This window comes from Planosporangium spinosum, assembly GCF_049999945.1.
GTDB classification, from domain to species: Bacteria; Actinomycetota; Actinomycetes; order Mycobacteriales; family Micromonosporaceae; genus Planosporangium; species Planosporangium spinosum.
Window position 1 is genome coordinate 104,372 of the sequence record NZ_JBLYUB010000014.1, and the last position, 13,312, is coordinate 117,683.

Below are 13,312 nucleotides of genomic sequence, written 5' to 3' on the forward strand. Positions count from 1 at the left end.
GAATACTTCAGTCATGAACAGCGCAGCAGCCGTCAACCCGCCCGTCGTCGACCTCAACAGCGACCTGGGCGAGGGCTTCGGCGCCTGGACGCTCGGCGACGACGACGTCCTGCTGGAGATCGTCACCAGCGCCAACGTGGCCTGCGGATTCCACGCCGGAGACCCGTCGATCATGCGCCGGGTCTGCTCCCGGGCGGTCGAGCGGGGCGTGGCCATCGGTGCCCAGGTCGGGTACCGGGACCTGGCCGGGTTCGGTCGCCGGGCGATCGCCGTCGACCCGGCCGAACTCACCGACGAGGTGCTCTATCAGCTCGGCGCGCTCGACGGTATCGCGGGCGCCGAGGGCGGCCGGGTGTCGTACCTCAAGCCGCACGGCGCGCTGTACAACACGATCGCCACCGACCACGAGCAGGCCGCGGCGGTGGTGGACGCGGTACGCCGGTACGACCCCACGATGCCCGTCCTCGGTCTGCCGGGCTCGGTGTTCCTGCGGCTGGCCGCCGAGGCGGGGTTGACCACGATCGGCGAGGCGTTCGCCGACCGGGCGTACACACCGACCGGCCTGCTGGTGCCCCGGCGGGCCCCCGGCTCCGTCCTGCACGACGCCGACGTCATCGCCGAACGGTGCGTCCAGATGGTCACCACCGGTACGGTCCCGGCGGTGGACGGTACGTCGGTATCGGTCGCGGCCCGGTCCATCTGCGTGCACGGTGACACGCCCGGTGCGGTGGCCATCGCGCGGCGGGTCCGGGAACGGCTCGTCAAGGCCGGCGTCGCGATCCGGCGCTTCATCGGGGAGGACTGAAGCTCCCGGTGGATCGCCGGGGTCAGGCTCCCGGCGGATCGCCGGGGCTCCGCGGAGCGGGGGACCCACTGCGGGGCATCGAACCGTCCGAGGCATGATCGCTTCAGGTGCCAGGGCGGCCGGGTAGGCTGGTCAATCCGGAATGGTCACAACAGAAGGCCGCCCCACGACGCGGAAGAGGGGTGCGCACATGGGTTCGACAGGTCCCGTCGCGATCGTCGGGGGACGGGTGGTCCCGATCGAGGGCGACCCGATCGAGCGGGGTGTCGTTGTGATCGAGGACGGCCGGATCTCGGCGGTCGGTGGTCCCGACCTGACCGTCCCGGAAGGCGCGACCACCGTGTCCGCCGAGGGCGCCTGGGTGCTGCCCGGCTTCCTCGACGCGCACGCCCACGTCGGCGTCGCGGAGGAGGCCGAGGGGTGGGCCGGTCAGGACACCAACGAGATGACCGACCCCAACACGGCGCACGTGCGTGCAATCGACGCGATCAACCCGGCCGACCTCGGATTCCGGGACGCGATCAGCGGGGGCGTGCTGGCCGTCAACGTCAACCCGGGCTCGGGCAACCCGATCGGCGGCCAGACCGTCGCGCTCAAGTGCTGGGGGCGCACCGTCGATGAGATGGTGCTGCGCCACCCGAGTGGCCTGAAGTCGGCGCTGGGGGAGAACCCCAAGCGGGTGTACGGCGACCGCAAGCAGATGCCGTCCACCCGGCTGGGCACCGCGGCCGTGATCCGGGAAGCGTTCACCCAGGCGCGCAACTACATGACCCGCTGGGAGAACCAGGAGCCGGGCAAGCAGCCCGACCGGGATCTCAAGATGGAGGCGCTCGCGATGGTGCTGCGCCGCGAGATCCCGTGGCGGCAGCACTCCCACCGTGCCGACGACATCGCCACCGCCATGCGCATCGCCGAGGAGTTCGGCTACGAACTCGTCATCGACCACGGTACGGAGGCACACCTGATCGCGGATCTCATCGCCGCGGCCGGTATCCCGGTGATCATCGGCCCGCTGTTCACCACCCGGTCCAAGGTCGAACTGCGCAACCGGTCGCTGGCCAACCCGGGCCGGCTCGCCGCCGCCGGCATCACCATCGCGATCACCACAGATCACCCTGTGGTTCCGATCCACTTCCTGATCCACCAGGCGACGCTGGCGGTCAAGGAGGGCCTCGACCCGCAGACCGCGCTGCGGGCGGTGACGATCAACCCGGCGCGCATCGCCGGCGTGGCTGACCGGCTGGGCTCGATCGAGCCGGGTAAGGACGCCGACCTGTGCATCTGGTCGGGGGACCCGCTGGACGTGATGAGCCGCGTCGAGCGGGCCTACATCGCCGGCGCCGAGATCTACCGGTACGACCCGCAGCGCCGGGAGGGTGTGTTCACCGAGCCGGGAACCTGAGATCCGAGCGGGTGGCCGGTCAACGGGCAGCCGGTCAACGGGCGCTCGGTCAACGGGCGCTCGGTCAGCGGGCGCTCGGTCAGCGGGCGGACGAGCCCACCGGCGCGGGCGCCGCGGCGGCGGGCTCCGGAGCGGTCCGCCGCCGGGCCGCCCAGCGTTCGAAGATGACGCTGGCGAACGGCGGCACCGCGGCTGCCGCGCCCGTGGCGAGCCGGAGCGGACGCCACCGTTCCTGCCGGGCCAGCATGAGCAGCGTGCCGAGGTACGCGAGGAACAGCATGCCGTGGATCGGGCCGAACAGCTTCACGCCGACCGGGTTGTGCACCACCACGTACTTGAAGAACATGCCGATCAGAAGCCCCAGCCAGGAGAACGCCTCCGCGACGGCGACGGTACGGAAAGCGCGGGCGGGCGTACGGAACACGGGATCCTCCAGGTGACGGGGCCGGCGAGAAAGCGTACCCGCCACGCGCGGTAGCCCGCCCGCTCCGCCCGTTTCGCCCCTGCCCGCTCCGCCGCTCGCCCGACGCGCCGGACGCTGCACTGGTAGGAGTATCGCCGGCCGGCGTACAACCGGCCGGCGGTACTCCTACCGCTTCGATCTGGGCGGCTCGCCGTTTCGACCTGGCGGCCTGCCGTTATGCCAGGTGCGACCCGCCGCGGCCGACGCCGGCCTCCTCCGGAACCATGACCAGCTTGCCCAGTTCGTTGGCGAAGGCCTCGGCGATCGCCCGCATCTGGGCGCTCGCGCCGTCCATCTGGGTGGTGGCGCCGGAGAGCGCGGCGAGGATGCTGCGGCCCAGTGCCACCAGCCGCTCGGCCTGCTCGCGGTCGGCGTTGTAGTCGGTACCGGCACGGGCCCGGTACGCGTGGGCGGCCCGGTCGGCTTCCTGCCGGGCCCGGCCCACGATCGCCTCGGCCTGGGCGCGGGCGTCGTACTGCATCGCGCGGGCGTGTGCCTGGGCATCCGCGATCAGCCGGTCGGCGTGGGCCTGCGCCCGGGCCAGGACGGTGACCGCGTCACTGGACAACTCCCTCGCCCGGGCGGTGTCCGGGTCCAGGCCCTCGTTGCGGTAGTAGTTCTTCAGTCGATAGATCTCGTTCTGGGCCTCGGCGTAGGCGGCGGTCCACCGTTCGACCTCACCGGCCACCCGGCCGAGGAACAGATCGACCTCGTCCGGTCGGTAACCCCGGCGGCCCAACGGGGTCTCCCGGAACGACCGCCGACGGATCTGCTCGGCGGACAGCGGGATCCAAGCACGGCTCTCGCCGTGCGTGTTGTCGCCGTTGCCGGTATACCCGGTCATCGGGCTGATACCTCCTCAAGCGCGGTGACCGCCGTGGCGGTCGTGGGCCGGTAGGGATCGTCGGTGTAGTCCTCGCGTCTGATCCGCTCGGCGGGAATGCCGGCGGCGAGCAGCCGTTCGCAGGTCGCGCCCACCATCTCCGCCGACCCGCACACGTACACGTCGCGGTCGTTCCAACGACCCCGGCGCAATGCCACGTCCACGACGAGGCCCTGCTCACCGCCGTGCCAGGGGTCGTTGGACAGCGCCGGTACCACCGTCAGCCACGCCGCGCTCGCGGACATGGCCTCCAGGGCCGGGAGATCGTACAGGTCGGGCTGGGTGCGGGCGCCCACGAACAGCGCCACGTGCCGCCGCCCGCCGCCCGCCGCGATCTGGTCGACCAGCGCCTTCATCGGGGCCAGGCCGGTGCCTCCGGCGATGAGCAGCAGATCGCGGTTGGAGCCGGGCTGGAGGGTGAGCCGCTGGCCCACCGGCGCGCCCAGCTTCACCTTGTCGCCGGGCTGCAGGCCGTACACCATCGCGGTGGAGACCTGCCCACCCGGCACGGCCTTGACGTGGAACTCGATCAGGCCGTCCGGGCGGGGCACGTTGGCGGGGGAGTAGTAGCGCCACAGTCGGGGCCGGTCGGGGATCTCGATCGCGCAGGACTGCCCGGCCACGTACGGGTAGGCGAGTTCGGGCTGCAGTCGCAGCACCGCGACGTCGAACCCGCGCTGTTCGTGCTCGACCACCGACGCGGTCCAGTACGGCGGCAGTGACGCGGCCGCCTGTTCGGCCGCCTTCACCATCACCCCGGAGACCAGTTCGTAGGCGGCGGTCCAGTCGGCGGCCAGTTCGGGCGTCCATTCCTCGCGCAGGAAGTACGCGAGGGTGGCCAGCAGCGCCTCCCCGACGTGCGGGTAGTGCTCGGGCGCCACGTCGAACCGCCGGTGGTCGCGCCCCAGCCCCTCCACGAACGGCACGGCAGCCTCAACGTTGTCCACATTGGATACAATGACGCCGAGTGCGTTCACGAGACGGTCGCGCTGGGCGGACATCGACATCGGGAACATTGACCGCAGCTCGGGGTGCGCGGTGAACAGTATGGCGTAGAAGTAGCTGGGTACCGCGTCGCCGTGGCGTGCCACGAGCGCCCAGCTGCGCTGGAGTGCGGCGGAGTCCATCAGCCGACCCGGCCCGCCGGTTCGCGGATCGCACCGGAGGTGGCGACGACCTGGCTCCTGGACGCGGACAGCACCTCCCCGACCGCGTCCACGACGTCGTGCGGGGCGTGGGCGATCAGCAGCGCGGCCGTCAGGTAGTCGCCGACGAGTGCGTAGTGCTCCGTGGTGATGTGCAGCGATGCGTGCGCCTGGCGGAGGTCGCGCCCCGTGTACGCCTTGGGGCCGCCCAGCACCTGCGACAGCAGGGCGGCCATGTGTCGCTTCTGCCCTGTGAGATCGACGCCGTCAAAGTACGGCCGGAGCCGCTCGTCCTCGGTGATCAGGACGTAGAGCCGGTCGACGACGGACCGTACCGTGTCGGCGCCACCGATGCGTTCGTACATCGACCGGGCCGTGACCACCACGTCCGTAGCCGCGTTCATGTCTGTACCGTTCCTTCCCTCGGTGGTGGGGCACCGGGGCGGGTCGCGTTCCCGTCCCTGGCTGGAGAGCCGGCCGTTCGTGACTGTCGCCAGCTGCCATGGCGCCCGGTGGGCCAGGCGGAGCATGTGCGTGACGTGTGGCGTGCGCCGTCGTGTGGCACCGCCTGCATCAATTCCCATCGCACCGTAGCGGCCTGGCGACGCACGAGGGACCCCTTCGTGCGTAGAACTCAAAAATTAACAATGCCCCAGCCCCTTGAGGTGCGACATAAACGGCCAGTCGCCGTAATCGGGCGGCCGGGTCGCACAAATGCGCATGCGATGTGGATTGAAGCGCATTGGCCAGCGACAAAGCGAAATGGCGGAAACTTCCGTTCGTCCACTCTAGACACAAGCGGAAATTGCGGGGAAGGATGGCGTTTTCCGGCTCGTCCCGGCCCCGGCGCCGGGGCCGGGACGAGCCGGGTCGATCAGGTCAGCGGATCGATCACGCCAGCGGTCCGGTCAGGACGGCGGTCCGTTCAGGACAGCCGACCGATCAGGACAGCCGACCGATCAGGACAGTGACAGTGCGGCGAGCGCCGCGTTGACGATGCTTCCCGGCACCAGGTCGTGTAGTTCGTACAGTTCGTGCACGCTGCCGGACTGGCCGAACTGGTCGACGCCGAGCGGTACGCACGGCACCCCGAGTGCCGAGCCCAGCCACGCCATGGCGTGCGAGGCGGCGTCGTGGACGGTGACGATGGGCGCCCGGTCGGCGAACGCGGTACGCAGCGCGCCGGGGATGCTCGGCGCGGTGGCCGTCCGGATACCCTGGCGCAGGGTGCGCTGCCAGGCGCTGTAGAGCCGGTCGAGGGACGTCACGTCGACGACGTGCGCGGCGATCCCCTCCTCGGCCAGTTCGCCCGCCGCGGTGATGACCTCCGGAAGTACCGCGCCGGACGCCGCCAGGTACACCACGGGCGCGCCGGCCTGCTTCAGTTCCGGCCGCGCGTGGTGGGCGTCGACCAGCCGGTACGCTCCGGCGAGCACCTGGCGGCGCAGGACGGCGTCGCCGACGCGGGCCCGGGCCGCCTCGAACGGCGCCTGGTCGAGCGGGCGGGTGGTCAGCCGGAAGTAGTACGCGCCGTCCTCGGCCGGTACCGCGGTCGCGGTGGCCGCCGGGCCGGCGGCGATGCGGCCCAGCGCGTCGCAGAGCAGCCAGTCCAGGGCGGTGGCGTAAGCCGGTTCGACGAACGTCACGCCGGGCAGTTCCAGGCCGACCGACGCGGTGATCGTCGACTGGTGGGCGCCGCCCTCCGGGGCAAGGGTGACGCCCGACGGGGTGCCGGCGACGACGAACCGCGACGCCGAGTACGTGCCGTACAGGAACGCGTCGAGGCCGCGCAGCACGAACGGGTCGTACACGGTGCCCACCGGCAGCAGCGGCTGGCCGGACAGGTCCCAGGACAGTCCCAGCTGGCCCAGCAGTCCGAACAGGTTCATCTCCGAGATGCCCAGCTCGATGTGCTGGCCGGTCGGTCCCTCGGCCCAGCGCAGCATCCGGTCGGCGTGCCACGACCGGCGCTCGGTCGGTGCGAACACGCCGGTCTTGTTGATGAAGCCGGCGAGGTTGGTCGAGGTGGCGACGTCCGGCGCGGTGGTCACCAGGTACGGCGCGACCTGCTCGTCGCGGGCCAGGTCGACCAGGACCCGGCCGAACACCTCCTGGGTGGACACCGGCTTGGCGGCGCGGACGTTCGTGCTCTCCGGTACCGAGATCGCCAGCGCCTGCCCGCGCGGGGGCCGGGCCAGCGCCTCCCGGCGCGTGTTGGCCCAGATGCCGGCCGGCGCCGCCGGGTCGAGCCGGTCCCACTCGGTGTCGCGGTCGAGGCCGGACTCCGTGCGCAGCGCGTCGATCTGCGCGGGCGTCAGCAGCGCCGAGTGGTTGCGCGGGTTACCGGCGATGGGCAGGCCCCACCCCTTGACGGTGTACGCGAACACCACGCTCGGCCGGTCGGTGACCGCGTCGCACCGCGCGTACGCGTCGAGCATCGCGGCCAGGTCGTGCCCGCCCAGGTCGGTCACCAGCGGGCCCAGTTCGGCGTCGGGGACGTCCGCCACGAACGCCTCGACCTCGGCCGGGGCGCCGTCCAGGAACCGCTTGCGCAGCGCCTCGCCGGTCAGCCCGAACAGTGACTGGTACTGCTCGTTGGGCATCGCGTCGATCCAGGCGCGCAGGTGGTCGCCCCCGGGCCGGGCGTACGCCGCCTGCAGCAGCCGGCCGTACTTGACCTCGACCACGTGCCAGCCGGCAGCCTCGAACTGCCCGCGCCACTGGGCGATGCGTACCCCCGGCACGACCCGGTCCAGCGACTGTCGGTTGAAGTCGACCAGCCACATCACGTTGCCCAGCCCGGTCGTTGCCGGGTCGGCGACCGCCTCCCAGATGTTGCCCTCGTCGAGTTCGGCGTCGCCGAGCAGGGCGATGAACCGCGACCGCGGCCGCTCACCGAAGTGCGCGTCGACGTAGCGGCGGGTCACCGCGGCGAACAGCGGCGCCGCCGCGCCCAGCCCCACCGATCCGGTCGAGAAGTCCACCTCGTCGGGGTCCTTGGTCCGCGACGGGTACGACTGCAGCCCACCGCGGGCCCGCAGCCGCGGCAGGTACGACCGGTCCAGGTTGCCCAGCAGGTACTGGATGGCGTGGAACACCGGTGACGCGTGCGGCTTGACCGACACCCGGTCGTCGGCGTCCAGGTGCGCGAACCACAGCGCGGTCATCGCGGTCACCAGCGAGGCGCTGGAGGCCTGGTGGCCACCGACCTTCACGCCGTCGCCGGTGGCGCGGTCGTGGTTGGCGGCGTCCACGATCCGGGTGGAGAGCCACAGCACCCGCCGCTGGATCTGGTCGAGCACGTCAAGGTCGGTGACGGCGAGGTCGGTGACGGCGAGGTCGGGGGCGTGAGCGTCGTCGGTCACGGCGGTCCTTCCGGGGCTGGTCAGTGGGTCAGCCGACCGGTCTGGCCGGCTGACCGGTCTGGTCAGTGCCTCCGCTGACCGGTCTGATCAGCGGAACAGCGCACTGTAACCGTTGAGGGCGGGCTGGCCACCGAGGTGGGCGTACAGCACGTTCGACGACCGCTCGATCTCGCCGCGGGCGACGAGGTCCACCAGCCCGGCCATCGACTTTCCCTCGTACACCGGGTCGGTGATCATGCCCTCCAGCCGCGCGGCCAGCCGCATCGCCTCCAGGGTCTGCTCGTCGGGGATGCCGTACACCCCGGCGTGGTAGCGCTCGTCCAATTCCACCTCGTCGGGGCGCAGGTCCCGGTCGAGGCCGAGCAGCCCCGCGGTCGCTCTCGCGATCCGGGTGATCTGGGCGTGGGTCTCGGCCGGTTTCGCCGAGGCGTCGATGCCGATCACCCGCCGGGGGCGGCCACCCGGTCGCGCCTGCGGACCCCAGCCGGCCTCGAGTTCCGCCGCGAAGCCCGCGACCATCCCGGCCTGGGTGCTGCCGGTGACCGAGCAGACCACGACGGTGTCGAAGAAGACGCCCAGTTCGCGCTCCTGCTGGGCGACCTCGCGGGCCCAGTTGGCGAAACCGAGGCCGCCGAGCGGGTGGTCGGACGCGCCGGCCGGGATCGGGTACGGCTTCCCGCCGCGCTCCTCGATCTCGGCGAGGGTGGCCTCCCAGCTCTCCTTGAACCCGATACCGAACTCGGCCTGCACCAGCCGTACGTCAGCCCCCATGAGCCTGCTGAGCAGGATGTTGCCGACCCGGTCGTAGACCGCGTCCGGCCAGTCCACCCATGACTCCTGGACCAGTACGCAGCTCAGGCCGAGCCGGGCCGCCACCGCCGCGACGGCGCGGGTGTGGTTGGACTGCACACCGCCGATCGACACCAGCGTGTCGCACCCTTTGGCCAGGGCGTCGGCGGCCAGGTACTCCAACTTGCGGACCTTGTTGCCGCCGAAGGCGAGTCCGGAGTTGCAGTCCTCGCGCTTGGCCCACAGCCGCGCCCCGCCGAGGTGCGCGGTGAGGCGGTCCAGCGGGTGGACCGGCGACGGCCCGAACAGCAGTGGTTGGCGGGCGTGGTCGGACAGGGTCATGGTGTGCTCCGTTCAGTCGTGCGACCGCGGCGAGGGGGGAGAGACCTACGGCTGGGCCGTGAATGCGGCCTCGATGAGCCGTTCCAGCGAGGCCCAGTTGGCGTGCACCAGCCGGGCCGCCCGGTCCTGATCGCCGTCCGCGCAGGCCTGCGCGAGCTGTTCGTGTACGTCGACCGACTCCCGCCCGGGCAGTGAGGCGAAGCGGAGGCGTTCGAGGCGGCGGATCCGGGGCGTGAGCCGGTCCAGGGTCGCGGTGAGCGTGCGGTTGTCGGCGGCGTCGAGGTAGACGCCGTGTACGTCGTCGTCGGCGGCGAGGGCGGCCTCGACGTCACCGGCGTCGAGCGCGGCGGCGAAGGCCGCGTTCGAGGTACGCATCCGCGCCACGTCCGCCGGGGTCATCCGGGCGACGGCCGTCGTGACCGCGAGGACGTGCAGCGCGCGGAGCATGACGAACGCCTCCTCGCAGTCGCGCTGGTTCAGCGGCGTGACCCGGGTGTAGGCGTTCGGCTTGGACTCCACGAGCCCCTCGTCGGCGAGCCGGGCGAGCGCCTCCCGTACCGGCGTGCGGGACAGCCCGACAGCGGCGGCGAGTTCCCCGTCACGCACCACCTGACCGGGCTGGAGGTCGCCGTTGACGATCGCGGCGAGCAGCACGTCGTACGCCTCGTCGCGGAGCAGTCGGCGAGGCACGGAGGGCAATTGCATGTGATATATTAATTCACCCCGGCGGCCGTTCCGTCAAGGGCCGGGCACGATCGGTGCCGTCCGTCAGGGTCGGTGTTCGCCGGGCCGGTGTTGCCGGTCGCGTGGTGTCGGGCCATGCTGTCGGCCCGTTCCGTCGGTACCGGCGCCTCCGGTACCCGCGCCTCCGGTACGGGTCAGTCGGCTTCGCCGACCAGGCCCCGCAGGCGTGCCGCGCGGGAGCTGATCTCGGTCGCCGCCCGCTGTACGGTCTCCGCCGCCTCGGCCGAGGACTGTACGGACGTCGCCATCGAGCGGATACCGCCGGACATCTCCGCCGTGGTCGCCGTCTGCTCCTCGACCGCGCTGGCGATCAGCGTCTGCTGCTCGGCGATCGAGCTGATCAGTTCGACGATGCCGCCGATCGCCGCGGCCGCCTGTGCGCTCTCGGTCTGGATCGCCTCGATCATCGTGGTGATCTGGTCGGTCGCCTCGGACGTACGGGCCGCCAGGTCCTTGACCTCACCGGCGACGACGGCGAAGCCCTTGCCTGCCTCACCGGCCCGGGCCGCCTCGATCGTGGCGTTGAGGGCGAGCAGCTTGGTCTGCTCGGCGATACCCGTGATCAGCTTGGTGATGGCGCCGATGTTCTCGCTGGACTCCTGGAGCCTGTTCATGCTGCGGGTGGTGGCCTCGGCGGAAGTGACCGCGCTCGACGTGCTCGTCGAGGCGGCGTTCACCCGGCCGGCGATCTCCTGAATGCTCCCGGTCATCTCCGCCGAACCCCGCGAGAGCATGTCGGCCTGGCCGGCGGTCTGGCCGGCGGCCTGCGTCAGCCGGTCGCCGAGGGCGGTGAGGGAGGCGGCCTCCGCCGACAGTTCCGCTGAGAGCTCCCGGGTCACGTCGGACCTGGTCCGCTCCTGCAGGACGTCGCGCCACGTGACCACGTACCCGCCGGGTACGGCGTTGATGACCACTTCCGCCATCACCCGGTCGGAGCCGGTACCGGCCTCGAACGTACCGGTGACCGGGAAGCTCCGGGCGCTTCCGATGATCTCCTTGAGGGTCTTGCGCAGCAGTTCCAGCGCCTGGGCTCCCTGCCTGCCCGCCACCGATTGCGCCATGGCGGTGGCCGCGTCGTTGCGGAGCACGATCTCGCCCGCGTGGTCGACGACCATCAGCACCGCGGGCGCGGCGGTCAGCAGGTCCAGCAGCGAGTCGGCGGAACCGACCAACGGGTGTCGTCGCGCCGCGCGGCGGCCGAGGTGCCGAGTGCCACTCACGTACATCCTCCAGGTCCGGTTGATCTCCATGTCGGCCGGTCGCCAGGCGACCTGAGCGAACTCCCGGGCCGGGGTGATGGTCACCGGAGGTTTTCGGATGCGGTGAAGGCCGAACGGGGATGCGGTGAAGACCGAACGGGTAAGTCCGTCGGGTTGGGGACGAAGCGCGGGCCGGCCGAGCGCGGGTAGCCGGCGACCTCCGGTCGCCTGCCGGGCCCACGCCGGTCCGGCACGGTGACCACCGCCGGAGGTGGTCTAATGCGGTGAAGGTGGACTTTCGGCGGTCGGGTCCCGGCCAACGGTCAGGCCCCGGCCCGTGGTCAGCCGGTAGAGGATCAGGCCCCGGTCCGGCGGTCAGTCGGAGTCGTGGCGACAGGATGGAGACAGCATGAGTCAGCAGGTACAGGGAATCGTCTCGAAGGCCAAGGGTGCGCCGGTCGAAGTCGCCACGATCGTCGTGCCGGATCCGGGGCCGGGGGAGGCCGTCGTCCGGGTACAGGCGTGCGGGGTGTGCCACACCGACCTGCACTACCGTGAGGGCGGCATCACCGACGAGTACCCGTTCCTGCTCGGTCACGAGGCCGCGGGCATCGTGGAGCAGGTCGGTGAGGGGGTCACCGAGGTCGCACCCGGCGATTTCGTCGTACTCAACTGGCGCGCGGTCTGCGGGCAGTGCCGTGCCTGCCGCCGCGGCCAGCCCTGGTACTGCTTCAACACCCACAACGCCGCCCAGAAGATGACCCTGACCGACGGCACGCCGTTGACGCCGGCCCTGGGCATCGGGGCGTTCGCCGAGAAGACCCTGGTTCACGCCGGCCAGTGCACCAAGGTCAATCCGGCCGCCCGGCCGGCGGCGGTGGGCCTGCTGGGCTGTGGCGTGATGGCGGGCCTCGGCGCGGCGACCAACACCGCGCAGGTGGGTCGCGGCGAGTCGGTCGCGGTCATCGGCTGCGGCGGGGTCGGTGACGCGGCGATCGCCGGCGCCGCTCTCGCCGGCGCGACGACGATCATCGCGGTGGACGTGGATCCCCGCAAACTCGAGTGGGCCAAGGGCTTCGGCGCCACCCACACCGTGAACTCCCGCGAGACCGACCCGGTCGAGGCGATCCGGGAGCTGACCGGCGGCAACGGCGCCGACGTCGTGATCGAGGCGGTGGGCCGCCCGGAGACGTACAAGCAGGCGTTCTACGCCCGGGACCTGGCCGGCCGGGTCGTCCTGGTCGGCGTACCCACCCCCGACATGAACATCGAACTGCCGCTGCTCGACGTGTTCGGTCGCGGTGGCGCGCTCAAGTCCAGCTGGTACGGCGACTGCCTGCCCAGCCGCGACTTCCCGGCGCTGACCGAGCTGTACCTGCAGGGGCGGCTGGACCTGGACGCCTTCGTCAGCGAGGAGATCAGGCTCGACCAGGTCGAGGAGGCGTTCGCCAAGATGCACCACGGCGACGTGCTGCGCTCGGTGGTGGTCTTCTGATGGCGGCGCGTATCGACCACACGGTCACCTCGGGGACCTTCTCACTCGACGGGCAGACCTTCGACGTCGACAACAACGTGTGGGTGCTCGGCGACGACGCCGAGTGCGTCGTCATCGACGCCCCGCACGACGTCGACACGATCCTGCGTACGGTCGGTGGCCGGCGGGTGACCGCCATCCTGGCCACCCACGCGCACGACGACCACGTCCGGGTGGCGCCGGCACTGGCCGCGGCGACCGGCGCGCCGGTGCTGCTGCACCCCGACGACCGGGTGCTGTGGGACCTCGTGCACCCCGGTAGCGCTCCCGACGGTGACCTGCACGACGGGCAGCGCATCGAGGTGGCCGGTACGGCCCTGACCGTCCTGCACACACCCGGGCACAGTCCGGGCGCCAGCTGCTTCCACGCACCGGAGCTCGGCGTGGTCTTCAGCGGAGACACCCTCTTCAAGGGCGGACCCGGCGCGACCGGCCGGTCGTACAGCGACTTCGGCACCATCATCGAGTCGATCCGCAAGCGGCTGCTGACCCTGCCTCCCGAGACGGTCGTGCACACCGGACACGGCGACAGCACGACGATCGGGGCGGAGGCTCCGCACCTCGACGAGTGGATCGCGCGCGGGCACTGACGGCACGGACCCGGCCGCCGGGTGGCGGACCGGTCGTCGGCCGGCGGTCGG

12 protein-coding genes are annotated in these 13,312 nt (G+C 71.6%); 4 read left to right on the plus strand and 8 right to left on the minus strand.

Going from position 1 to position 13,312, the window contains the following annotated elements:
• The first annotated feature begins 13 nt into the window (after positions 1 to 13).
• Positions 14 to 805, plus strand: a complete 792-nt coding sequence (locus tag ACNTMW_RS19515; protein WP_426635191.1) for a LamB/YcsF family protein — start codon at positions 14 to 16, stop codon at positions 803 to 805.
• A gap of 190 nt (positions 806 to 995) precedes the next feature.
• Positions 996 to 2,207 (plus strand): amidohydrolase, encoded by a 1,212-nt coding sequence (locus ACNTMW_RS19520; RefSeq protein ID WP_426635110.1) that lies wholly within the window; start codon positions 996 to 998, stop codon positions 2,205 to 2,207.
• Between the two features lie 79 nt (positions 2,208 to 2,286).
• Here ACNTMW_RS19520 and ACNTMW_RS19525 read toward each other — a convergent pair whose 3' ends face one another.
• The 8 genes from ACNTMW_RS19525 to ACNTMW_RS19560 all read right to left on the minus strand — a co-directional run bounded on the left by ACNTMW_RS19525 (position 2,287) and on the right by ACNTMW_RS19560 (position 11,242).
• Entirely contained in the window at positions 2,287 to 2,631 is a 345-nt protein-coding gene (locus ACNTMW_RS19525; protein ID WP_426635111.1) for a DUF3817 domain-containing protein, read from the minus strand.
• Positions 2,632 to 2,845: 214 nt separating this feature from the next.
• On the minus strand, positions 2,846 to 3,514 hold the full coding sequence (locus tag ACNTMW_RS19530) for a DivIVA domain-containing protein (protein ID WP_426635112.1): 669 nt from the start codon (positions 3,512 to 3,514) through the stop codon (positions 2,846 to 2,848).
• Positions 3,511 to 4,680: a globin domain-containing protein gene (locus tag ACNTMW_RS19535; protein WP_426635113.1), complete on the minus strand. Its 1,170-nt coding sequence runs from the start codon at positions 4,678 to 4,680 to the stop codon at positions 3,511 to 3,513. The genes ACNTMW_RS19530 and ACNTMW_RS19535 overlap by 4 nt, the downstream gene beginning before the upstream one ends.
• Positions 4,680 to 5,102: a group I truncated hemoglobin gene (locus tag ACNTMW_RS19540; RefSeq protein ID WP_426635114.1), complete on the minus strand. Its 423-nt coding sequence runs from the start codon at positions 5,100 to 5,102 to the stop codon at positions 4,680 to 4,682. The genes ACNTMW_RS19535 and ACNTMW_RS19540 overlap by 1 nt, the downstream gene beginning before the upstream one ends.
• A gap of 555 nt (positions 5,103 to 5,657) precedes the next feature.
• Complete coding sequence (locus ACNTMW_RS19545) at positions 5,658 to 8,063, minus strand: transketolase-like TK C-terminal-containing protein (protein WP_426635115.1); 2,406 nt, start codon at positions 8,061 to 8,063, stop codon at positions 5,658 to 5,660.
• A gap of 87 nt (positions 8,064 to 8,150) precedes the next feature.
• Positions 8,151 to 9,194 (minus strand): 1-aminocyclopropane-1-carboxylate deaminase, encoded by a 1,044-nt coding sequence (locus ACNTMW_RS19550; protein ID WP_426635116.1) that lies wholly within the window; start codon positions 9,192 to 9,194, stop codon positions 8,151 to 8,153.
• Between the two features lie 45 nt (positions 9,195 to 9,239).
• Positions 9,240 to 9,884, minus strand: a complete 645-nt coding sequence (locus tag ACNTMW_RS19555; protein WP_426635117.1) for a GntR family transcriptional regulator — start codon at positions 9,882 to 9,884, stop codon at positions 9,240 to 9,242.
• A 188-nt stretch (positions 9,885 to 10,072) separates the two neighbouring features.
• Positions 10,073 to 11,242: a methyl-accepting chemotaxis protein gene (locus tag ACNTMW_RS19560; RefSeq protein ID WP_426635118.1), complete on the minus strand. Its 1,170-nt coding sequence runs from the start codon at positions 11,240 to 11,242 to the stop codon at positions 10,073 to 10,075.
• A 304-nt stretch (positions 11,243 to 11,546) separates the two neighbouring features.
• Between ACNTMW_RS19560 and ACNTMW_RS19565 the strand changes: the two genes are divergently transcribed.
• Positions 11,547 to 12,632 (plus strand): S-(hydroxymethyl)mycothiol dehydrogenase, encoded by a 1,086-nt coding sequence (locus tag ACNTMW_RS19565; RefSeq protein ID WP_426635119.1) that lies wholly within the window; start codon positions 11,547 to 11,549, stop codon positions 12,630 to 12,632.
• Complete coding sequence (locus ACNTMW_RS19570) at positions 12,632 to 13,261, plus strand: MBL fold metallo-hydrolase (RefSeq protein WP_426635120.1); 630 nt, start codon at positions 12,632 to 12,634, stop codon at positions 13,259 to 13,261. The genes ACNTMW_RS19565 and ACNTMW_RS19570 overlap by 1 nt, the downstream gene beginning before the upstream one ends.
• Positions 13,262 to 13,312: the final 51 nt, after the last annotated feature.